The 21,953-nt window shown below is 60.3% G+C and carries 18 protein-coding genes and 1 pseudogene; 5 read left to right on the top strand and 14 right to left on the bottom strand.

What is annotated here, in order from left to right; all coding sequences use genetic code 11:
• Positions 1-11: 11 nt before the first annotated feature.
• From BUB29_RS02135 to BUB29_RS02125, 3 genes are all read right to left on the bottom strand, one after another.
• Positions 12-1,595, bottom strand: coding sequence for a hypothetical protein (locus tag BUB29_RS02135; RefSeq protein WP_033522870.1), 1,584 nt, complete (start codon positions 1,593-1,595; stop codon positions 12-14).
• A gap of 434 nt (positions 1,596-2,029) precedes the next feature.
• Positions 2,030-2,794, bottom strand: a complete 765-nt coding sequence (locus BUB29_RS02130; protein ID WP_052109180.1) for a BAR domain-containing protein — start codon at positions 2,792-2,794, stop codon at positions 2,030-2,032.
• Between the two features lie 131 nt (positions 2,795-2,925).
• Positions 2,926-3,717 (bottom strand): fructosamine kinase family protein, encoded by a 792-nt coding sequence (locus BUB29_RS02125; RefSeq protein WP_033522871.1) that lies wholly within the window; start codon positions 3,715-3,717, stop codon positions 2,926-2,928.
• 172 nt (positions 3,718-3,889) lie between these two features.
• Here BUB29_RS02125 and BUB29_RS02120 point away from each other — a divergent pair, with 172 nt between their 5' ends.
• From BUB29_RS02120 to BUB29_RS10280, 3 genes and pseudogenes are all read left to right on the top strand, one after another.
• Positions 3,890-4,804: an undecaprenyl-diphosphate phosphatase gene (locus BUB29_RS02120; protein ID WP_033522872.1), complete on the top strand. Its 915-nt coding sequence runs from the start codon at positions 3,890-3,892 to the stop codon at positions 4,802-4,804.
• Between the two features lie 267 nt (positions 4,805-5,071).
• A pseudogene (locus BUB29_RS10025) lies at positions 5,072-5,980 on the top strand (CPBP family intramembrane glutamic endopeptidase).
• Positions 5,981-6,068: 88 nt separating this feature from the next.
• Positions 6,069-6,221, top strand: a complete 153-nt coding sequence (locus tag BUB29_RS10280; RefSeq protein WP_407640894.1) for a DUF6019 family protein — start codon at positions 6,069-6,071, stop codon at positions 6,219-6,221.
• A 198-nt stretch (positions 6,222-6,419) separates the two neighbouring features.
• On the opposite strand, the gene dnaJ is transcribed toward BUB29_RS10280, so the two are convergent.
• Together dnaJ and hrcA are read right to left on the bottom strand one after the other, a co-directional pair.
• Positions 6,420-7,568 (bottom strand): molecular chaperone DnaJ, encoded by a 1,149-nt coding sequence (gene dnaJ / locus BUB29_RS02110; protein WP_033522873.1) that lies wholly within the window; start codon positions 7,566-7,568, stop codon positions 6,420-6,422.
• Between the two features lie 77 nt (positions 7,569-7,645).
• Positions 7,646-8,872, bottom strand: coding sequence for a heat-inducible transcriptional repressor HrcA (hrcA, locus tag BUB29_RS02105; protein ID WP_407640893.1), 1,227 nt, complete (start codon positions 8,870-8,872; stop codon positions 7,646-7,648).
• Positions 8,873-9,096: 224 nt separating this feature from the next.
• On the opposite strand from hrcA, the gene tkt reads away from it, so the two are divergent.
• Positions 9,097-11,205 carry a transketolase gene (tkt, locus tag BUB29_RS02100; RefSeq protein ID WP_033522875.1) on the top strand — a complete coding sequence of 703 codons (2,109 nt, stop codon included), beginning with the start codon at positions 9,097-9,099 and terminating at the stop codon, positions 11,203-11,205.
• An 88-nt stretch (positions 11,206-11,293) separates the two neighbouring features.
• Positions 11,294-12,397 (top strand): transaldolase, encoded by a 1,104-nt coding sequence (gene tal, locus BUB29_RS02095; RefSeq protein WP_003826288.1) that lies wholly within the window; start codon positions 11,294-11,296, stop codon positions 12,395-12,397.
• Positions 12,398-12,661: 264 nt separating this feature from the next.
• Here tal and BUB29_RS02090 read toward each other — a convergent pair whose 3' ends face one another.
• From BUB29_RS02090 to BUB29_RS02050, 9 genes are all read right to left on the bottom strand, one after another.
• A complete protein-coding gene (locus tag BUB29_RS02090; RefSeq protein WP_073117559.1) occupies positions 12,662-14,194 on the bottom strand; it encodes an aminotransferase class I/II-fold pyridoxal phosphate-dependent enzyme in 1,533 nt (510 codons plus the stop codon).
• Between the two features lie 219 nt (positions 14,195-14,413).
• Positions 14,414-15,268, bottom strand: coding sequence for an HAD family hydrolase (locus tag BUB29_RS02085; protein WP_234356094.1), 855 nt, complete (start codon positions 15,266-15,268; stop codon positions 14,414-14,416).
• Positions 15,268-16,218 carry an L-lactate dehydrogenase gene (locus tag BUB29_RS02080; protein ID WP_033522995.1) on the bottom strand — a complete coding sequence of 317 codons (951 nt, stop codon included), beginning with the start codon at positions 16,216-16,218 and terminating at the stop codon, positions 15,268-15,270. Before BUB29_RS02080 ends, BUB29_RS02085 begins: the two co-directional genes overlap by 1 nt.
• Before the next feature lie 106 nt (positions 16,219-16,324).
• Complete coding sequence (gene secG, locus BUB29_RS02075) at positions 16,325-16,573, bottom strand: preprotein translocase subunit SecG (protein WP_033522876.1); 249 nt, start codon at positions 16,571-16,573, stop codon at positions 16,325-16,327.
• 98 nt (positions 16,574-16,671) lie between these two features.
• Positions 16,672-17,466, bottom strand: coding sequence for a triose-phosphate isomerase (gene tpiA, locus BUB29_RS02070; RefSeq protein ID WP_033522877.1), 795 nt, complete (start codon positions 17,464-17,466; stop codon positions 16,672-16,674).
• Between the two features lie 91 nt (positions 17,467-17,557).
• Positions 17,558-18,763 carry a phosphoglycerate kinase gene (locus BUB29_RS02065; protein WP_033522878.1) on the bottom strand — a complete coding sequence of 402 codons (1,206 nt, stop codon included), beginning with the start codon at positions 18,761-18,763 and terminating at the stop codon, positions 17,558-17,560.
• Between the two features lie 132 nt (positions 18,764-18,895).
• Positions 18,896-19,843 carry a DNA-binding protein WhiA gene (whiA, locus tag BUB29_RS02060; protein ID WP_033522879.1) on the bottom strand — a complete coding sequence of 316 codons (948 nt, stop codon included), beginning with the start codon at positions 19,841-19,843 and terminating at the stop codon, positions 18,896-18,898.
• A 178-nt stretch (positions 19,844-20,021) separates the two neighbouring features.
• The gene (gene rapZ, locus BUB29_RS02055; RefSeq protein WP_033522880.1) at positions 20,022-20,978 is read right to left on the bottom strand and encodes an RNase adapter RapZ; all 957 of its coding nucleotides are present in this window, start codon (positions 20,976-20,978) and stop codon (positions 20,022-20,024) included.
• Positions 20,978-21,919 carry a shikimate dehydrogenase family protein gene (locus tag BUB29_RS02050; protein WP_193349151.1) on the bottom strand — a complete coding sequence of 314 codons (942 nt, stop codon included), beginning with the start codon at positions 21,917-21,919 and terminating at the stop codon, positions 20,978-20,980. Before BUB29_RS02050 ends, rapZ begins: the two co-directional genes overlap by 1 nt.
• Positions 21,920-21,953: the final 34 nt, after the last annotated feature.

The following is a 21,953-nucleotide window of genomic DNA, read 5'->3' as shown; positions in this document are numbered from 1 at the left end:
CGAACAGATCTTTATCCGCGGGTGATGCGGTCGGCCAGTTCGCCGTTGTCGGTGATGGTAGCGTTCGCCGTCTGGCTGGACACCTGCATATTGATGTGATGCAGGCTCGCCTCGTCCTTGTTGCCCGCCTCGGCCACGAAGTCGCCCGTGATGCGGTCGGGCTGGGCCTGGGCGTTCTTGCGAATCACCCACACCCACGTGCCGTAGTAGCCCGCCAAATCGGAGGGCACGGTGTAATCCACGCCGTTGGCCTGCGCACGGACGGTGTTGGTCTGCCCGGCGGCGGTGAACACGGTCGAACCGGTGGCGACCGGATTGCCGTACAGTTTGTTCACGCGGGCCAGATACTGGTCGACCGTCTCGTTCGCGTTGCGCTTGACGGGCTGGAGGATGCCCTCATCCTCGGACGTGTAGTAATAGCCTTCGGCCCTGACCTCGGTGTTCGCGTTCCACGTGTTGTGGGTGGTGCCGTCCGCGCCGGTGCCGGAGATGAGGTCACCGACCGAGCTGGTCACCTTGTCGACGGGCGTGTCGCCGGGTTCGAGCTTCTTCGGGTCGGTCACGGTCACGGCCTGCGGCTGGAAGCTCCACTGCACGTTGTAAGCGTGGGATTCGACCTTGACCGGGTCCTGATTTCCAGCGCCCTTCTTCGCCATGTGCTGGAAGCCCTGCGCGTTCTGCGGGTACTGGTACGTGTACCAGACTTGCTTGTAGCTCACATTGTATTTTCCGCCGCCGTCGCCGGTCGCGGTGAACGGCAGCTGGAGGCCTGCCGCGCCGAGGCTCGGCTGGGTCTTGCCGGTCCATGTCTTTCCATCGGCGGAGACGGTACCGCCGTACATGCCGTTCGCCGCCGCATCGAACTTGGAGACGTTATCGAGCGTGACGATGACGTCGGTGGAGGCGAACTGGCCGTTGCCGTCCTTGTACCAGATTTCCTTGGTGCGCAGGTGCCGCTGGGCGTCCGTGTACTGGATTTCCTTGACGTTGAGGTTGCCGGACTTGGAGGCGGATTCGGACTGCGCCCACAACTGGGCCGCCTTCTGGCGCACCGCGCCGAGCGTGGTGTTCCCCTCGTGCGTCCTCGTGCCGCCGACCGTGACGTTATGCCACAAGCCGACCGGGGTGGAGTCGGGCAGTCCCGCGAGCTTGGCTCGCGTGGCCTGCTGGCCGATGTCGATGCCGCTCAGGATGTGGATGGCGTAGGCCACGCCCGCGTTATCGAGGGAATTGTCCTCCTGGCCCGGATACGCGAGCAGCCAGCCGATGCGCCGGGACAGGGCGCTGTCCTCCTTCTGCGTCCAGCCCATGGACGGGGACGCGTACTGCGCGGCGCTGGCGGTAGGGATGCCGGACTCGTAGCAGTAGCCCTTCTCGTTGCCCGCGTTGTAGGAGCCGAGCCACTCGTCGTAGCCCGCGCCGAAGAAACCGGCGATGACGCCGCCCGTCCACGCCGGTTCGCTGGCGAGCGTCGGGTTGTCCACGGCGGCCTGGGCGCTCGACACGCCCATGGTCGCCGTGGCCGCGAACGCCGCGAGCGTGGCGACGGCCGCCTTCACGAACCGCCGCAGCCTGTGGGGTTTGTTGGAACCCATACATGACCTTTCTCTAGACCGCGCGGGCACCGGACGATGCCCACGCACGGGAAAGGTCTATGCGGACAAAAGAAGGCGACCCAACCTACAAGGTTTCCTTGTAAGTTGGGTCGCCTCTCAGGAGCAAGGGAATAGCATCACCACCAATATGTACCGCTGCTGCCAACGCTACCGGAGCCTTCTATCGGCACCCAGCCGCTACTATCCCACCCATTCATATTGGGCGCTCCTGACCCGCTGCCCGAAGCTCCCGACCCGCCGCTCGTGGACTGGGAGGGCGCACTGGAACCGCCACCGTTGTTCGAGGACTGGGCTGGGGTGTTCGACGCGCCGGACCCGCCGCCGGTGGAACCGCCCGCATACCCAGTGGAACCGGAGGAATACCCGCCCGAATAACCGGTCGAACCGGACGAATACCCGGAGTAGCCGCCGGATTACCCGGTCGAACCGGAGGACGCGTACCCGCCGCCGGTCAAACCGGACGCCGCCGAACCCGTCTCACCGGCCGGGGCCGTCTGCGTCTGCGCCGCCTTCGCCTTCGCGTCCGCCGCGGCCTTCGCCTTCACGGAAGCGTCCACCGCCTTCACGGCCTTGGCGACCGCCTGCGCGTCCTTGGCCTTGACGGCCTTGTCCAACGCGGTGCGGGTCTTTTCATCCGCGACCTTGCCCTTGCTGTCGTTCAGGAGCTTCGCCCCGTCCGCGATAACCTTCGCGTCGCGCGACCCCTCGACCGCCTCCACGGCCTTCGCGAGGCTCGACTTGTGCTTGGCGTACCTGTCGCGGTTCGCCTCCACCCGGCCCGCCTGTTCCTCGTAGTCCGCGCGGGAATCCGCCACGCATGCGGCCGTCTTCGGTTCCTCCGCATCCAGCGCCTCGGCCAGCGCGGTCACGGTCCTCGCGTCCGCGACCTGCTTGGCGGTCACCGCCTTCGCGTCGGTCACCCGCCCGTCCCTGAGCGTGTTGTATTCGTTCATCGCCACGCGCAGCGACTCCGACGCGTCAGCGCACGCCGCGCGGGCCGACTCCAGCCGGTGGGCCTCGTACGCGTTCCACCCGGCCCAGCCGCCGCCCGCCAACAGCACCGCCACAGCCACACCCGCCGCGACGAACCCCATGCGCTTCCTCTTGGCCGGACGGCCCGACGGTTCCGCTGCAGGAGTTGCGTCCTGACCGGACATAACCGGATCCTCCGTATTCATGACATGTTCCCCTTTCTCCTCAAAAGCATGTCACCCTCCTGCTCCAACAGACTACTCGGAATCAGACGATTCGGTTTCATCCCATATCATGCGTCCCAGCCTGCTACCACACAAAAAGCAGTGGAAATCGATCAGCGAAGCAACGAACGGCACATGGAACGGTACTGGCTCACGTAGCCGCCGCCGAAGAACACGCAATGCCCGGCGATCGGATACAGCTGCCACAGGGTTTGGCGCTCCTGCCATCCGGTCTTCAACGGATGCACGGACTGGTAGCCTTCGAGAATATCCCGGTAATACGTGACACCGAACAGAGCGAGCATGGAAAGATCCTCCTCGCGGTGCCCGCCATGGGCGGCGGGATCGATCAGCACCGCTTCCGTCTCGCCGCGATCTGCAGTCCACATCACATTGCCGCTCCACAGATCGCCGTGCACCCGCGCGGGCTTGTCCGACGCGGCCTTGCCCAGCAGATCAGGCAGCGCGGCGATCACATCCTCCGTAAGCTCCACATCATATTGGTCAAGTTCACCACGCTTCACGCCAAGCTCCACCATCGGGCGCAGACGGCCCTGCGCGTAATAGGAGGCGACGTCGGTCCATTCGCCGGTATCCATCGGCACAGGGTCCTGCAGCGGGCCGAAATAGCATGTCCCCTCATAGCCGGCCGGAGCCGAACCGAAATACGGTGCACCCGCATCATGCATCCTCGCCAACGCGGCCCCGAACGCCTTCGCCGCCTCGATGGTCGGCATAGCGGAATCGACGCGCTCGATATCGAGATACCCGTCACCCCAACCGATCACATCGACAACCCTGGGGCCACCTTGGGCTTGCGCCTCCCCCAGCCATTGCAGACCACGTCCCTCACATTCGAAGAACCCCTTCGGTGCGAATGCCCTATGCTTGCGATACGTCGCCATTTCGACTCCTTTTCTGAACGGTCGATGGACTTATTGTGTGCATCGCGTGAGACAATCTGGACAATACCTGGGAAAACCTCGGTTTCGTGATGATGCCTGAGTAAAGTAGCAACAGTCAATACAGCAAACCATCCGCAATTCACGGAAGTGAACTAGGGAAAATAACGACATCATGAATTTCATCCAATCCATTTTCCTTGGACTCGTACAGGCCCTGACCGAGTACCTGCCTGTCTCGTCCAGCGCGCACATCCGCATCGTCGGTGATCTGATGATCGGCCGCGACCCCGGAGCAGCTTTCACCGCCATCATCCAGATCGGCACCGAACTCGCCGTGATCCTGTACTACCGCCGCGACATCATCCGTATCCTGGGCTCATGGTTCGGCTCCCTGTTCGGCAAGGAAGGTAAGGACTGGAAGTCCCGCTTGGGCGCCCACAACAGCGACACCCAAATGGGCTGGTTCATCATCATCGGCACCCTGCCCATTCTCATCGCGGGCCTGCTGTTCAAGGACGTCATCGAAACCACGTTGAGGAACCTGTGGATCACCGTCACCGTGCTCGCCCTCTTCGGCGTGCTGCTGTGGGTGTTCGACGCACGTTCCAAGCAGATCAAAACCATGGACGAGATGACCGCCAAGGACGCCTTGATCTTCGGCATCGGCCAGATGCTCGCCCTCATCCCCGGCGTCTCCCGCTCCGGCGGCACCATCACCTTCGGACGCGCCATGGGTTACACCCGTGAAGCGGCAGTCCGCACCAGCTTCCTGATGGCCATTCCCGCCGTGTTCGGCGCCGGCATCCTCGAAGCGGTCTCCGCGGTGAAGGACGTCAACGCATGCTCCGCCACCAAGGCCGCCGACGCATGCGCGGCGATCGGCGCGTTCCCCGGCTGGCCCGCGACCATCGCGGCGACCATCGTCGCGTTCCTCGTCGGCTACATCGTGATCATCGCCTTCCTGAAGTTCGTAAGCACCTTCTCCTATAAGGCGTTCGCCATCTACCGCATCGCGCTCGCCGTCGTGGTGGCTCTGCTGCTCATCACCGGCGTGCTGCCTGCCATCGACCCCTCCATGGCAGGCTGACGAACGGAGCCGCATAAGCACAAACGCCTTCCACCTTGGACTGCGCCTCGATCGTTAGGCGCTGTTCGTCAGGGCACTGGCTCGACTACGAGGGACGCACTCCGGAAATTTCTCCGAGGCGCGTCCCTCAGTCGTATCTGGCATCGTTTGGCGTCCCCATGCACGGTGCCACGCATTAGCCCCGGTCTCAAGCGTTCGAATGGACAAAACGTATAATTCGGAGAAACATCCATCTCGGATGAAGAATATGTTTTTTAGCGGGGCCACATGGGAATCAAAAAGAACACGACAGTCATAGCAGTTATTTTGACTCTTGTAATGACATTCATGGAGATGACTGCTTTACCGGCAGTCCTATTTTGTAATGTAAAAATAAAAGACATCAATCCGATTTACATTACATTGATGTTGAATTTTTTATTTGCATTTGTAATCTGTTGGGTATGCAAAAGATTCTTCATTAAAGAATGGCATTTCGGTTTACGATTTAATGGAATACTGCCAGGATTGAAAAAATATGGATTACCTGCGGTAATCGCGACTGCCATAGTTACGATTGCGTTCTGCGTCGGATTGGCGCCATTTGATAATAGGTCAACGGTGTGGAGAGTTGCCGTCGAAGGTGTTGTGTACTACATAGGCGTTGCCATTACGGAAGAACTGTATCTAAGAGGTTTACTGCAAAACATCATTAAAGAATGGTTCGCACAAAAGAAAAATGCAGCACTGTATGCAATTCTGATCACCTCTGCATTATTCGGGTTAGGACATATTTTCTGAGCTATTGGACAACCACTTATAACTGTAGTAGCTAAAACTCTTTGGGCAACTGCACTTGGTATTTATTTTGGGGCAGCTTATGTTGTAACTGACAATTTGTGGGTTCCTATTATATTGCATCTAATTGTTAATCTCTGCGGCATTCCCTTTTGCTACTCAACAAGTAATCAGTACCCTCTAGTAGCTTTAGCAACTTGCCTCTTCTCTTATGTCGCTCTTGCGTATTATGGTATATACACACTTAAAAAGTACCCAATGTATCAAAATTCACAGGGCGAGAATCAATCTATTTTGAGGAGAAAACAAGACAATAGCTTATTTCAAGGTTTTTCTCAAAGAAGAGTAGTAGATCTTCGCAGGAAGAACAGTTTGCCTGCATTGGTCGTTAAATCATAATAGCGAAAATAAATACAAGAGTCTAATCGCTATAAAAAATATCCATACAACACTTGAACGACAACAATATATTCTGGAGAATTAAATTATGTGGGAAGAGTTAGGAATAAGTGGCGGAACTGCGATTGTAGTTTTAATTACTTTATATTTTGTCATTAAATGGGCCGTAAAGAATGGTATTAAAGAGGCTCATCGTGACATCATGAGCGACAAGGATAGCAACCTCCGACTACAAGAGTAGACCACGAGGAACGACTTCGGTTTGACAAACCCAAGCGCCATGACCACCTGCAGTTCCGGCATCATGGTGTTTCCCCCGATTCATACAAATACGAAAGAGCCGCATCCCCGATCATCAATCTGAATTTCTTCAGTCCAACATCGGCGACGCGGCTCATTTACAGGCGAAAAGCCTGCTTTTATTCGTCTCAGTGACTGATCAGCTCAACGCATCCTTCAGCTTGGAGAAGAAGCCCTTCTTCTCACGGGTCGGACGTGAGCTCTGCGCAACCGGCTTCTTATCGCCGCCGTGGGACTCCTCATAGGATTGTTCCAGCTGTTCCATCAGTCCGCGTTCGTCATCGGAGAGCTTCGTCGGAATCTCCACCGCGACATGCACCACCAGATCGCCACGGGCGCCGTCATCGCGCAGACGACCGGCTCCAAGACCCTTGAGCGTCACGGTATCCTCCGGCTGGCAGCCGGCCGGAACCTGCAACGTCCTGGTGCCATCGAAAGTGTCGATGTCGACATCATGGCCGAGCACCGCCCAGATCATAGGCACGCGCACCCAGCAATGCAGATCATCGCCGTCACGGGTGAACTGTTTGTCGGGCTTGATGTGGATGTCCACATACAGATCACCTGCGGCGCCACCGCATTCGCCCACCTCGCCCTGGCTGGCGAGTCGGATACGGGAATCGTCACGGATACCCGCCGGCACGTTCACGCCGATATTGCGGGTGGTACGCACACGGCCATGACCCATGCAGGAAGAACACGGGTTGGAAATGATATTGCCGTGGCCTTCGCAGCGTTCGCAGGGCGCCGTGGTCATCATCTGACCGAGCATGGTGCGGACGACCTTCTGACGCATGCCCTGACCCTGGCAGTCGGGGCACGTGGTGGGACGGGAACCGTCGGCCGAACCGGTGCCGGAGCACTGGGGGCACAGCACGAACGTGTTGACGCGGACCTGCTCGGTACCGCCGAACACCGCCGTCTTCAGATCGACGGACATGCTGGCCAGTGCGTCGCGGCCGGGCTGCGTACGCGGAACCGGCCCCTGGGAACCGCCGAACGCACCACCGAAGAACGAGCTGAACACGTCGCCCATATCACCCATGTCGAAGCCGCCGCCGAAACCGCCGGAGTTCGGGTTATTCGGGTCGACGCCCGAATCGTACATACGGCGCTTCTCCGCATTGCCCAACACCTCATAGGCGTTGTTGACTTCCTTGAACTTGTCCTCGAATTCCGGACCGGCGATATCGGGATGGTATTTACGGCTCATCTTGCGATAGGCCTTCTTGATCTCGTCCTCGCTCGCGTTGCGGTCAACGCCTAAAACCTCGTAGTAGTCTGCCACTCTATCCAGTTCCTTTGCTTTATCTGCTCTATCCGAGTACTAGCGGGTAATTCTGTCACAAGGCAAGGTCACTCGCCTTATTCGTCGATCTCCTCGTGCGCGAGGAACGAAGTCAGGTATCTGGCCACCGCATGCACCGCGGAGATGGTGGTCGCGTAATCCATGTGGGTCGGACCGATCGAACCGACGAATGCCACGGGTTCACCTGCGGTGTCATGCACCACCGCCACATCCGGCTTGTTTGCCGCGGCGGTCTTATCGGTCTCGCCGGCATTATGCTCGCGCGAAACTCCGTCGCCGTTCCCGCTCTCGTCCCGCTCGTCATCGTCATGATCGGATTGCGTGACGGCATGACCCGCATGACCGTATCCACTGGTCACCACGGCCGCGTTCAGCAATCCGGGGGTATGCGTCTCCGAGCCGATGGCGACGTTGACGCCATCACCACGCAACGATTCCTCACTCAATGCGCTCATGAGCTTCATGAGCACCACCTGTTCCTCCAACGCGTCGAACAGCGGCGCCAGATTGGCCGCGGAACGCTGGTGGGCCAGATGCGATGCGCCGGACATATACAATTCGCTCGCGTTCTCGTCATCGGCCATCGAAACGAACGCACGTTCCAACTGCACCGTCAGCGCCTTGAGTGATGTGAAACGCGGATCGGCTTCCAGCGCCTGCATCCGTTGCGCCGCCTGTGCGAGCGACAAACCGGAGCATGAAGCGTTCAATGCTTCGGTGAACCGCGATATGGATTCCGTCGACGGCATGGTCGAAACGGGAAGCGTGTGCTGTGCGACACGACCCGTATCGGTGACCACAACGGCGAGCAGCACGTTCATGGCCACCGGCACGAGCTCCACATGCCGCAGCGACGACTTCGACAGCGACGGCGAGGCGATCACGGCTACCTGCCCGGTGATCTGCGCGAGCAGTCTGGCCGCCCGCTGCAACGTGTCCTGCAGATTGGCCGATCCTGACAGGAACTCACCTATTCCCCGGCGCTGCGCCGCGGACAACGGCACCACCGTGGCAAGCTGATCGACGAAATACCGGTACCCCTTCTCGGTGGGCACACGCCCGGCCGACGTGTGAGGCTGGGTGAGGTAGCCTTCATCCTCCAATGCGGCCATGTCGTTGCGCACCGTAGCCGAGCTCACACCAAGATCATGCCTGTGGGCGATCGCATTCGAGCCGACGGGTTCCTGCGAACGGATGTAATCCTCGACGACGGCACGCAGCACCAACAACCTCCGCGACTGCTGCATGCATACCTCCTCTTGCGAAATTAGACCACCGTTCATTGTAGGTGGACATTCCCGACTTCATGCGGAAACGTTCGTTCGCAGCGAATCAGGAACGAAACGCGAACGTTAACAGAACAGGAGTTACCAAAACACGCCAAATAGTGCACGATATTGCACGCAACGTCGTATCACGACGCTAGCATAGGAACCGCAATGTGAGGGCGTCCTGCGCCCGGCACAAGCCGGATACGCGGCCCGACCAATTGGAAGGAAAGTAATCCATGACCGAATTCAAGGAGACCGAGCTCGACGAGCGTGCCATCAAGATGGCCAAGGTCCTCTCTGCTGACGCGGTTGAACGTGCGGGACACGGCCACCCCGGCTCCCCCGTTTCTCTGGCGCCGATCGCCTACACGCTGTACCAGCACTTCATCAAGCATGATCCGAACGATCCCCAGTGGGAAGGCCGCGACCGTTTCATTCTTTCCGGCGGTCATGCCTCCCTCACCCAGTACGTTCAGCTCTACTTCTCTGGCTATGGCCTGACCCTGGATGATCTGAAGAACTTCCGTGGCGGTGCCGACACCCGCACCCCGGGCCACCCCGAATACGGTCTGACCCCGGGCATCGAAATGACCACCGGCCCGCTGGGCCAGGGCTTCGCGTCCGCCATCGGTTTCGCCTACGGCCAGCGCTACCAGCGCGGTCTGCTTGATCCGGAAGCCCCGGCAGGCGAATCCCCGTTCGACCACAACATCTGGGTCATCTGCGGCGAAGGCGACATCGAAGAGGGCATCTCCGGCGAAGCCGCTTCCCTCGCGGCCAACCAGGAGCTCGGCAACCTGACCGTGATCTTCGACGCCAACCGCATCCAGATCGAAGGCGACACCAACCTGGTGCTGGCCGAGGATGTGCTCAAGCGCTTCCAGGCCTACGGCTGGTACACCGACGAGTTCAGCTTCATCCAGCCCGACGGCTCCTACAAGGAGGACGTCGAGGGTCTGGCCGACACCATCGCCAAGGCTCAGAAGGCCGCCCCGAACCAGCCGAAGCTCATCAAGGTCGACACCCTGATCGCTTGGCCGACCCCGGGCAAGACCAACGATCCGTCCTCCCACGGCTCCAAGCTGGGCGCTGAGGCCGTTGCCGGCCTCAAGAAGCTCCTCGGCTACGATCCGGAAGAGTCCTTCCACGTGGACGAAGAGGCCCTGGCCCACGCCCGCAAGGTTGCCGATCGCGGTCTGGAAGCCCACAAGGAATGGGACGAGAAGTACAACGCATGGCGCAAGGCCAACCCGGACAAGGCTGTCCTGTACGACCGCATCAAGGCCGGCGAGCTGCCGGAAGGCTTCGACAAGGCCATCGATGACCTTGAGGCTACCTTCGAAGCCGGCAAGAACGTCGCCACCCGTGGTGCCTCCGGCTCCGTGCTGAACGCCATCGCCGCTGTCATGCCGGAACTCTGGGGCGGCTCCGCCGACCTCGGTGGCTCCAACAAGACCGATCTGAAGGGCGCCGAGACCTTCGCCCCGGCGAAGTGCGCCACCAAGCAGTGGCCGGTCTGCAGCCCGTACGGTCGTCAGCTGCACTTCGGTGTGCGCGAGTTCACCATGGGTACCATCACCAACGGCATCCTGCTGGGCTCCCACACCCGTCCGTTCGGCGGCACCTTCTTCATGTTCTCCGACTACGAGCGTTCCGCCGTCCGTCTGGCCGCCCTCATGCAGATCCCGAACCTGTACGTGTGGTCCCACGACTCCGTCGCCGTCGGCGAAGATGGCCCGACCCACCAGCCGGTCGAGCATCTGGCTTCCTTCCGCGCCATCCCGCAGCTTGAGGTCGTTCGCCCGGCCGATGCTTACGAGACCGCCGAAGCCTACCGTTACTTCTTCGAGAAGGACAACACCCTGCCGACCGCTATGGTTCTGACCCGTCAGGGCGTCCCGGTGCTCGCCGAGACCGCCGAGAAGGCCAAGGCCGGCGTGAAGAAGGGCGCTTACGTGCTCGTCGACACCGAAGGCACCCCGGACGTCATCATCATGGCTTCCGGTTCCGAGGTCCAGTGGGCCGTCGCCGCCGCCAAGACCCTGGCCGGCGAAGGCGTTAAGGCTCGCGTCGTGTCCGTCCCGTCCATGGAATGGTTCGAGGAGCAGGACGCCGAGTACAAGGAGGCCGTGCTTCCGGCCGCCGTCAAGGCTCGCGTCTCCGTCGAGGCCGGCGTGGCGATGCCGTGGTACAAGTACCTCGGCTCCTACGGCAAGCCCGTCTCCATCGAGCAGTTCGGCCTGCAGGGTGATGGAGCTCAGAACATGATCGATCTGGGCATCACCGCCGAGCACGTGGTGGAAGCCGCCAAGGCCTCCATCGCCGAAGTCGAAGCCGCCAAGTGATTCCTCGGAGGGGCGCCGCAAGCGCCGACGCCCCTCCCCCTTTGATATAACAAGATTTGTTCCATAACGGAATATAAGGAGAAAAACAATGACCGAAGCAACTCAGCGTACGTCCGATTCCGGCGTCTCCATCTGGCTGGACGATCTGTCCCGCTCCCGCATCGAGTCCGGCTCCCTGCAGGACCTGATCGCCAACAAGAACGTCGTCGGCGTCACCACCAACCCGTCCATCTTCCAGAAGGCTCTGCACGAGGTCGGCCCGTACGACCCGCAGCTGAAGGAACTGGGCAAGGTCGACGTTGAGACCGCCGTGCGCGAGCTCACCACCACCGACGTGCGCAACGCCACCGATATCTTCCGCGAGATCGCCGAGAAGACCGATTTCGTCGACGGCCGCGTCTCCATCGAGGTCGATCCGCGTCTGGCTCACGAGACCGAAGCCACCGAGAAGCAGGCTGAGGAACTGTGGGCGAAGGTTGATCGTCCGAACGCCATGATCAAGATTCCGGCAACCCTCGAAGGTCTGCCGGCCATCACCGCCACCCTGGCCAAGGGCATCTCCGTGAACGTCACCCTGATCTTCTCCCTGGAGCGCTACGAGCAGGTCATCGACGCTTACATCGAGGGCATCGCCCAGGCTGCCGCCAACGGCCACGACCTGAAGCACATCGGCTCCGTCGCTTCCTTCTTCGTCTCCCGCGTGGACACCGCCGTGGACAAGCTGCTGGAAGCCAACGGCTCCGATGAGGCCAAGGCTCTCGAAGGCAAGGCCGCTGTCGCCAACGCTCGCCTCGCTTACGAACTGTTCGAGAACAAGTTCGCCAACGATCCGCGCTGGGCTGAGCTCGAAGCCAAGGGTGCCAAGAAGCAGCGTCCGCTGTGGGCCTCCACCGGCACCAAGAACGCCGCCTACTCCGACTGCAAGTACGTCGACGAGCTGGTTGCTCCGTTCGTCGTCAACACCATGCCGGAGAAGACCCTGAACGCTCTTGCCGATCACGGCAACGGCGCCGCCTCCATCCAGGGCACCTACGAAGAGTCCCACGCCATCATGGACAAGCTGGCCGAGCTTGGCATCAACATCAAGGATGTCACCGACAAGCTGGAAGCCGACGGCGTCGCCGCCTTCATCAAGTCCTGGGACACCGTCCTCGCCGACGTCCAGGCTGGCATCGACCGCGTCAACGGCTGAATCATTCGCTGATACAGCACCGTTCAACGGTATATAGCTAGAAAATCCCCGTCATCGTCAAGATGGCGGGGATTTTTTGTAGCAGGCAGCCGATTCAACGTAGCCATCAGTGCAGCCGATCGACCATGCCATGTCAGCGCAAACGAAAAGCGGTTGTTCCGTTCCCCAACCGATGCATGGTGGGGAGCGGAACAACCGTTTCTGTCGTCGCCGGTCACCGATATCGGCCGGCTCATGCGATTACGGCAATGACGATCATGGAAGTTACTGATGGTAGTACTCGAGGAAGTCGGTGAGCTTCGCGGTGGCGTCCTTGAGCACTTCGATGCGCGGCAGATAGACCACGCGGAAATGATCGGGCTCCTTCCAGTTGAATCCGCCGCCGTGTACCACGAGCAGATGCTGCTCCTTCAGCAAATCAAGGGCGAACTGTTCGTCATCGGTGATGTTGAACTTCTTCACGTCAATCTTCGGGAAGATGTAGAACGCGGCCTTTGGTTTCTTCGCGGACACGCCCGGAATCGAATTCAACGCTTCGTAGATGTAATTGCGCTGTTCGTAGATGCGGCCTCCGGGAACGATGTAGTCGTTCACGCTTTGGTGACCGCCCAACGCGGTCTGCACGATGGACTGCGCCGGCACGTTGGAGCAGATGCGCATGTTGGTCAGCATGTTCAGGCCTTCGATGTAATCCTTCGCCACACGCTTGTTGCCGCTGAGCACCATCCAACCCACACGGTATCCGGCGATCATGTGGGATTTCGACAGACCGGAGAACGTCACGCAGAACAGGTCGGGCGCGAGGGAGGCGATGGAAGTGTGCGTAAGCCCGTCCATGACCAGGCGATCGTAGATTTCATCGGAGAAGATGATGAGCTGATGCTCCCTGGCGACCTGGACGATCTGCTCGAGTACTTCCTTCGGATACAACGCACCGGTCGGGTTGTTCGGGTTGATGATCACGATGGCCTTGGTCCTGTCGGTGATCTTGGAGCGCATATCCTCGATGTCCGGGTACCATTCGGATTCCTCATCGCAGATGTAGTGCACGGCCTTGCCGCCGGCCAGATTCACACAGGCCGTCCACAGCGGGTAATCGGGGGCCGGCACAAGCACTTCGTCGCCGTTGTCGAGCAGGGCGGACATGCTCAGGTTGATCAGTTCGCTCACGCCGTTGCCCGTGTAGATGCCGTCGATGCTGACGTTCGGGAGGTTCTTCAGCTGGGCGTATTGCATGATGGCCTTGCGTGCCGCGAACAGACCCTTCGACGGGGAATAGCCTTCCGTGTCGGGCAGCTGGCTGGCCATGTCATGCACCACTTCGTCGGGGGTGCGGAATCCGAAAGGCGCGGGGTTGCCGATGTTGAGCTTCAGGATGTGCGTTCCCGCGGCTTCCATACGATCGGCCTCGTCCACAACCGGGCCGCGGACATCGTACAGCACGTTATCAAGCTTGTGTGATTTGGTAAAGGTACGCATGGGCTTTCTATCCTCCGATTGCGTCGATGTTGCTTCATGACCTTCGTCGATTCGCTCCGGCTGCCCGGGCATGGCGGCGGTACCGTGTTCCATGGGAACGTCCTCCCCCATCAGCCATCGTTCGTCCACCCGCAACGTCGCAGCGAGGAAACGGGCGATGTCCGCCCGGGGAACCGTTTTGCCGCCGACGTATTGGCTCATATGGCTTTTGCCGAGTTTGACGCCCTGCCGTTCGGCCGCATGCACGAAATCGATCTGTTTCATCTTGCGCAACGCCATGGCCTCGTTGAGGCGATTGACGAAAGATGCATTGGTCATGACGACCTCCAGTTCAATTCTGTGGAAACACTGGTTCAAAGTCTAACACCATAGGTATCCGCATGATCCGGAAGTTCAATTCATAATGTGAAGATTATGAAAACAATACGTATGCAAGTTCAATTTTTCACCACAGCCACCATAGGAAATTGAACTTTCTGTGCCGTCGCGTATGCGTACCGTGTATACGGTGCCGGTCACACGACGGCACAGGCACCGTTACAGCAGATGCGATTCAATCCACTGTGCCACGCCGTCATCATTGTTGGCCGGGCAGATCTCGTCGGCGACCTTAAGCACCTCCGGGTTGGAATTGACCACGGCCACTCCCCTGCCCGAACGACGAAGCATATCGATGTCGACCAGATCGTCGCCGAAGGAGGCGGTCTGCGATAGCGGCACATGGAAGCGGTCGGCAAGCAACCCCAAGGCGTGTTCCTTGTTCGCGTCGGGATTCATGAGCATCCACAGCGACCCTTCGGAAATATGCACGTCGAAGTCGGCGGGAATCAGCTCGCGCAATGGATTCCACTGCTCCGGTTCCGGGAACATGATGATCTTGTCGCCGATGCCGTCGGGCACATCCTCGAAATCCGTGTACCGCCAGGTCTGCGTCTTCCAATATTCGCTCACGTCAAAGTTGGTGTACCGCACGTCATCCATCACGATGCCGATCTTCAGCCCGGGCATCTCCCCCAACAGGAAACGGCACACTTCGCAAGCACGCTGCGACGAGAAGCCGATTTTCACCAGATGCCCATCGGCGGGCATATCCCCGCTGGTCAGCATGCCGTAATCGGACAGGCCCGGGGCGAAATCGATCAGAGCGCCGTTCAGATAAGCCACGCCATCCACCGGCAGTTTCTCGACGAACTGGTAGCCGGTGCTCACCGGACGAGCGGTTTCGACGACGAACTTCACGCCGTTATCATGCAGACGATAGATGGCATCGATGGAACGCTGCGTGATGAAGCGATCCTCGAACACCGCGGCGTCATGCAACAGCGTGCCGTCAAGATCGGCGACGATCATCGACGTCGCGGCATCGTTTCCCATGATTTCGGATTCGTTCATCACAGCAGCCCTTCGCAGTAGGAGCGCACGACGTGCGCGGAATGATGCAGTTTGGCCTGTTCATCGGCGGTCAACGACAGTTCGACGATTTCATTGGCGCCATTGGAGCGCAGTTCCGTGGGCACACCCAGGAACACGTCATGCTCGCCATATTCACCGTCAAGCAGCGTGGACACGGGGACGATGCGCCGTTCATCCCACAGGATGGTCTGCACGATTCCCGCTACGGTGGAGGCGATACCGTAGTTCGTTCCGCCTTTGGCATCCCTGATGACATTGCCGCGTTCACGCGTCTTGGCTTCCAAATCGTCGGTGGAGACCGAGGAGAAACGGTTCCGATTGTCGTTGAGGAATTGCGCGAAAGGCTTGCCGCCAAGCGACACCGCCGACCACGGCACGAACTGGGAATTGCCATGTTCTCCCATGACGAAACCGCCGACGTTGCGCGGATCCAGACCGGTTTCCTCGCCGATGATGGTTTTCAGACGCGACGTGTCGAGCGCCGTGCCGGTGCCAAGCACCTGCGTGCGTGACAGGCCACTGCGCTTCCAGACATACCAGGACATGACATCCACCGGATTGGACACCACCACGATCACACCGTCGAATCCGCTGGCCATGATGTTGTCGGTGATCTCGCCGACGATGCCGACGGTGAAGGCCAGCTCGCCCATGCGGTCGGAACCCATAGGCGGGCGACGTCCGGCGGTGATGACGATGACATCAGCATCACCGCAATCGGAGTAATCCCCCACCCGCACCTTGACGTGACGGTTCAGGAACTCGCTGCCGTCGTCAAGATCGCGGCATTCGCCCATCGCCTTGGCCGTGGCCGGATCGATCAGTACGAGTTCATTGCACAATCCCTGCGTGATGATGCTGAACGCCGTGGTCGAGCCGACCTGACCGGTGCCGACCACAACGACCTTGTTACTGCTCACGGAAACCATCATGACCCCTCTTTCTTCACGCTTTACGCGCGTGCTTTACGATTGGGCAAACAAAAACGTCGGCCCATAACCACAATGGTATGGGCCGACGTCACATAGGAATGAATCAGATCAGACCGAACTTGGTCAACAGGCCGAGGGCGATGATGATCGCGACCCACAGCAGCGCGATGATGACCGTCCAACGGTTCAGGTTCTTCTCGGCGACACCGGAAGTACCCGCGTTCTGGGTGAGACCACCGCCGAACATGTCGGAAAGGCCGCCGCCCTTGCCCTTGTGCATCAGAATAAGCAGCGTCAGCAGGCAGCTGAGCAGCACGACAACAATCTCCAGTGTGATCTTGAGAGCAGTCACGGGTCGATTACCTCCGGGTTCCATTACATCTTGTTACAGCATAGCGCAACGTCTTGAAAAAATACGTATTACGGTTTGTATGTTGGAAAACGGCTGGGTCATGCCTTCGACCCGGCCGCGATACGGCATATGGATGCGAATTCGTTGGCGTCGAGCGAGGCGCCGCCCACCAGGAAGCCGTCCACATCGGGTTCCTCGATGAGTTCCGCCGCGTTCTTCGACGTCACGGAACCGCCGTACAGGATGCGCACGCTGTTGGCCACATGCTCATTGAAGGTTTTCCGCAGATCCGCGCGAATCGCCTGCGCGGCGTCCTGGGCGGAATCCGGCGTGGCGACCATACCGGTGCCGATGGCCCATACGGGTTCGTAGGCGACGATCAGTTTGGCGGCCTCGTCCTCGTTCAGGTCCCTGGTGACGTCACGCACCTGCCCGACGGCGAAGTCGAGTTCGATGCCCTGACGGCGTTCCTCGAAGCTCTCCCCCACGCACAGGATCGGACGCATGCCCGCGGCGAGCGTCGCACGCACCTGATCGACGATGTTGGCGTCATCCTCGGGATGGTATTTCCTGCGTTCGGAATGCCCGATGATCACATAGGAACAGCCGAGGTGGGCGATCATATCGGCCGAGATGTCGCCGGTGAACGCCCCCTGATTGATCACGGATACCGATTGCGCACCATAGCCGATATGCAGCTTGTCCGCTTCGACAAGCACCTGCACGCTGCGCAGCGAGGTGAACGACGGGAACAGCGCGACCTCACAGCGCCTGTAGTCGAATCGCGAGTCTCTGAGCAGCCAGGAAAGCTTCTGCACGAAATACGTGGCTTCGATATGGTCGAAATTCATCTTCCAGTTGCCCGCCACCAGAGGCTTTCGCTTCGCTGCCATGCGCGTGATTCCTTTCGTAATGGGCGAGGGGCAGATCCATACGGAGCCGCCCCTCGGCCAGTCACATCAAGGGTTCCTTGGAACCGTTCTCTCAGTCGAGCACCTTCAGGCCCGGCAGCTCCTTGCCCTCAAGGAACTCGAGGGAAGCGCCGCCACCGGTGGAGATGTGGGAGAAGCCATCCTCCGGGAAGCCGAGGTTACGCACGGCGGAAGCGGAATCACCGCCACCGACGATGGTGAACGCACCGGCTGCGGTGGCGTCGACCAGACCCTGGGCCACGGCCTTGGTGCCTTCGGCGAAGGTCGGAACCTCGAACACGCCCATCGGGCCGTTCCACACGACGGTCTTGGAGTCGACGATCTTGTCGTGGAAGAGCTTCTGGGATTCCGGACCGATGTCCAGACCCATCTTGTCGGCCGGGATGGCGTCCGCGGCGACGACTTCCGGAGCGATGTCCTCATCGGACTTCGGGAAGACCGGGTTCAGCACGACATCGGTGGGCAGCACGAGTTCGACGCCGTTCTTCTCGGCACGCTCGATGTAGCCCTTGACGGTCTCGATCTGGTCCTCTTCCAGCAGGGAGGTGCCGACCTCGAGGCCCTTGGCCTTGAGGAAGGTGTACGCCATGCCACCGCCGATGACCAGACGGTTGGCCTTGTCCAGCAGGTTGTCGATGACGCCGAGCTTGTCGGAGACCTTGGAGCCGCCAAGCACGACGGTCAGCGGACGCTCCGGGTTCTCGGTGGCACGGGACAGGGCCTTGACTTCCTTCTCGACCAGCAGGCCAGCGGCGGCCGGCAGATCGGCGGCAACGTCGTAGTTGGAACCCTGGGCGCGGTGCACGACGCCGAAACCGTCGGACACGAAAGCCTCGCCGAGGGCGGCGATCTTCTTGGCGTAGGCGGCGCGCTCCTCCGGATCCTTGCTGGTCTCCTCCGGGTTGAAGCGGACGTTCTGCAGCAGGACGACGTCGCCGTCGTTCATCGCGGCGACCTTGGCCTGGGCGTCCTCACCGTAGGTGTCGGCGGCCAGCGGGACCTCGATGCCGAGCAGCTCGCCGAGGCGGGCGGCGACCGGAGCCAGGGACAGTTCCGGAACGACCTTGCCCTTCGGGCGGCCGAGGTGAGCCATCAGGATGACCTTCGCGCCTTCTTCGCGCAGAGTCTTGATGGTCGGCAGGGCGGCCTTGATGCGGCCGTCGTCGGTGATGGTGGTGCCGTCCAGCGGGACGTTGAAATCAGCGCGGACCAGAACGCGCTTGCCCTTGAGATCTCCAAGATCCTTGAGTGTCTTCATGTGTATCCTTTCCTAACCGCTTGACGCGGAAAGTGGCGACTTCTTGCCACTTCGCATAATACAACAGACCCACCACTCGGGTGGGTCTGAAACGGGGTTCGCCCCAAAAATCTTCGAATCGCGTCGAAACGCTCAGGAGAGCGAACGCGCGGTCTTATCGGCCAGCTGCAGCAGACGACGGATACGGCCCGCGATGGCATCCTTGGAAATCGGCGGCTCGGCGAGACGGCCAAGCTCCTCAAGGCTCGCGTCGCCATGCTCGAGACGCAGCTTGCCCGCCACACGCAGATTCTCCGGCACATCCACGCCGTTCTTCTCGAACAGGTCGAAGGCCTGACGGACCTTGTCGCATGCCTCGGCCGCGGCCTTGGCGCTGCGGCGCATGTTCGCGTCGTCGAAATTCGCCAGACGATTGGCCTTGGAACGGGTTTCGCCGTCGGAACGCTTACCGGTCCAGTCGCGGGACGAACGAACCGCACCCATGGAGTTGAGCATGCGTTCGATGGAATCCGGGTCGGTGAGCGTCACACGGAAGGACTTGCTCAGCTGACGCGGCTTGGCGGTGATGCCTAGGCGACGTGCCAGACCGGCCAACGCCATGGCCGCCTCATTGGTCGGGCAGATGATCTCCATGAAGGGGTTCTTGCCCAGATCGGAAAGAATGCCCCTGACCATGAACGCGCCCCTCCACGCGGCACGAACCTGCGCGATCTTGCCCTGCACGATCTTCGCCGGCAGGCCACGGACCGCCCTGTTGCGGTCGATCAGACCGGTGGCGACGGCGAGGTTCACCGCGCCGCGCTCCACCTTGACGATATGGTACTGATGCGTTCCCCTGGGCGTGGTACGCGTGGACGTGGCGATATGGGCCTCGAGGTTGTACAGCTCCTCGATGTTCTTCTTCAACCACTCGGCGGGTGTAAGGGAATCGAACGTGGCAAGCATGACGATCTGTTTCTGGGCGTTATTCATAAAGCCGCCGGCGAAGCGAATCATGGCGGTGACCTGTGCCTTGCGGGCGTCCACCTTCTCGTCTTCCAGCTCAGCGAGCTCGCTCTTCACATCATCAATAAACGCCAAGAGCAGACCTCCTCAATCCATCTGTTCCATTGCTCTTTGCAGACCTGTCGCGGGGTTACACACGACTTCACCGAAGTTCTGTGATACCGACCTACTTGGACAAGACTCTCTCAGATTTCATTATTTTAAAACCACTCGTCTCGCCATGTGAGCATATTGACGGGCGGCGTATGGACCGTCAATGACGGCGGCGCAGTTCACGTGCGGAAACGCTGACTTCCAGCCCATGTGAGCGCAACCGGTCCGCCAGGGCTTCGCTCATGGCGACCGATCTGTGCTGACCGCCGGTGCATCCGACCGCGATGGTCACGAAATGCTTGTCTTCCTTCGCGTACCCGTTGATGGCGATCATCAACGCCTTCTCATAGGCGTCGAGGAATTCGGTCGCCCCGTCGCTGGAAAGCACGTAATCGGATACCGCCTTGTCCTGGCCGTTCAATTCGCGCAGGCTCGGCACCCAATACGGATTGGGCAGGAAGCGCACATCCGCGACGAAATCCGCATCCGTGGGGGTTCCGTATTTGAACCCGAAGCTGAAGATGTGGACGGAAACCGTCGATGGGCCGGAACCGACCATCGCCTCGTACAGCTTCGTGGACAACTGGTGGATGTTCAGGCGGGAGGTGTCGATGGTCATATCGGCGCGCTCCTTGAGCCCCTGCAGCAGCTGCCGTTCCTCCATGATGCCGTCGATGAGGCTGTTGCCGTGCTGCAACGGGTGCGGGCGTCTCACCTTCTCGTAACGGGTGACCAGTACGTCGTTGGCGGCATCGAGGAAGAGGATGCGCGTACGTACGCCGAGATCGTCGAGATGGCTGAGCACCTCGTTGAGATCGTCGAAATACGCGCGGGAACGCACGTCGATGACCGCGGCCAGCTTGTGCACAGCGGCGTTGTCCGCGGCGGCGGTCGTAGGACCGGCCACGTTGGTCATCATGTCAACGAGCGGCACGAGCAGTTTGGGAGGCAGGTTGTCGACCACATACCAGCCCATGTCCTCCAAGCAGTCCGCGGCATGAGAGCGCCCCGCGCCGGACATGCCGGTGATGAGCAACACCTCGAAGGTGCTGGCCGGTGCCGGCCGGTTCGCCTCGTCGCTATCGTTCCGTTTGGATGTCGTGTTCTCTCCGCTCATCACAACGCCTCCTCCAATGCCTGGCGCATGGCCGATCCCAACGCTTCATTCCGTTCCCGATCAGCCGGATCCGTGCTCTGCGGGTCCTCACCGCGGATACCCGTCATCAGCCATACCTGGATCATGCCCTGATAGAGAAGCATCTCCTCGCCGCCGATGGCCAGGCCTCCGCAACGCCTCCACGCCTTCATGAGTTCGGTCGGACGCGGATCGTAGACCACGTCGAGCAACGTACCCTTCACGGCGGGAGCCGCGTCAAGCAATCGGGCCGCCACACCGTCAGCGGCATGGCCGGGAATGGTGTTGATCGCCACATCCGCCGCGCGAAGCGCCTCGACGGCATGATCCATGCCAAGAATGCTGATGGGGTGCTCCCCCGGCAGGAATTTGCCCGCCAAAGGTTCAAGCTCGGCGTTGCCGTCCGGATGGCGGGCCACGATCGTCACATGGCCGATGCCGGGCATCATGGTGCACGCGGCAAGCGCCGACGTCGCGGTGTTGCCGTTGCCGATGATGACCGCCTCACCGGACCTGTCGCCCGGTTCGTCGACGCCGTGGACGCGATAGGCGTGGTCGAAGGCGAGACGGATGCCGGGAACATCCGTGTTGTACAGCCTGATGGCGGGAAGACCTTCGACGCCGGACGCGTTCGGAGCCGACCAGTCGAACACGGCGGTATTGGCCACCCCCAGTTCCCTCGCCCACTTATTCGACGGTTCACCGTAGGGCTGAATGGTTTTTTTCAACGGCATGGTCAGGCTCAATCCGGCCCACTGGGAATCAAGCCCCTTGAGGAAACCGTCGAGATCGCTCTCGCCCACTTCATGCCTGTCGTAGAACCAATCGTCGAGTCCCAAAGCGCGGTATGCGGCGTTGTGCAGCACCGGCGACAGCGAATGCGCGATCGGCTTGCCCAGTACGGCGCAGCGATGGTTGATAATGGTCATGCCCTTATCTCCTTCTCTCCGCTTCCAT

The sequence above is a fragment of the Bifidobacterium merycicum DSM 6492 genome, from assembly GCF_900129045.1.
Classification (GTDB): Bacteria; Actinomycetota; Actinomycetes; order Actinomycetales; family Bifidobacteriaceae; genus Bifidobacterium; species Bifidobacterium merycicum.
The sequence above is the reverse complement of the archived record's forward strand: the minus strand, read 5'-3'. Positions and strand labels throughout refer to the sequence as shown.

Bases quoted from the DNA above. Each gene is read 5' to 3' on its own strand.
- BUB29_RS02135 (WP_033522870.1), bottom strand. From the start codon at position 1,595: ATGGGTTCCAACAAACCCCACAGGCTGCGGCGGTTCGTGAAGGCGGCC.
- BUB29_RS02130 (WP_052109180.1), bottom strand. From the start codon at position 2,794: ATGAATACGGAGGATCCGGTTATGTCCGGTCAGGACGCAACTCCTGCA.
- BUB29_RS02125 (WP_033522871.1), bottom strand. From the start codon at position 3,717: ATGGCGACGTATCGCAAGCATAGGGCATTCGCACCGAAGGGGTTCTTC.
- BUB29_RS02120 (WP_033522872.1), top strand. From the start codon at position 3,890: ATGAATTTCATCCAATCCATTTTCCTTGGACTCGTACAGGCCCTGACC.
- BUB29_RS10280 (WP_407640894.1), top strand. From the start codon at position 6,069: ATGTGGGAAGAGTTAGGAATAAGTGGCGGAACTGCGATTGTAGTTTTA.
- hrcA (WP_407640893.1), bottom strand. From the start codon at position 8,872: ATGAACGGTGGTCTAATTTCGCAAGAGGAGGTATGCATGCAGCAGTCG.
- tkt (WP_033522875.1), top strand. From the start codon at position 9,097: ATGACCGAATTCAAGGAGACCGAGCTCGACGAGCGTGCCATCAAGATG.
- tal (WP_003826288.1), top strand. From the start codon at position 11,294: ATGACCGAAGCAACTCAGCGTACGTCCGATTCCGGCGTCTCCATCTGG.
- BUB29_RS02090 (WP_073117559.1), bottom strand. From the start codon at position 14,194: ATGACCAATGCATCTTTCGTCAATCGCCTCAACGAGGCCATGGCGTTG.
- BUB29_RS02085 (WP_234356094.1), bottom strand. From the start codon at position 15,268: ATGAACGAATCCGAAATCATGGGAAACGATGCCGCGACGTCGATGATC.
- BUB29_RS02080 (WP_033522995.1), bottom strand. From the start codon at position 16,218: ATGGTTTCCGTGAGCAGTAACAAGGTCGTTGTGGTCGGCACCGGTCAG.
- tpiA (WP_033522877.1), bottom strand. From the start codon at position 17,466: ATGGCAGCGAAGCGAAAGCCTCTGGTGGCGGGCAACTGGAAGATGAAT.
- BUB29_RS02065 (WP_033522878.1), bottom strand. From the start codon at position 18,763: ATGAAGACACTCAAGGATCTTGGAGATCTCAAGGGCAAGCGCGTTCTG.
- rapZ (WP_033522880.1), bottom strand. From the start codon at position 20,978: ATGAGCGGAGAGAACACGACATCCAAACGGAACGATAGCGACGAGGCG.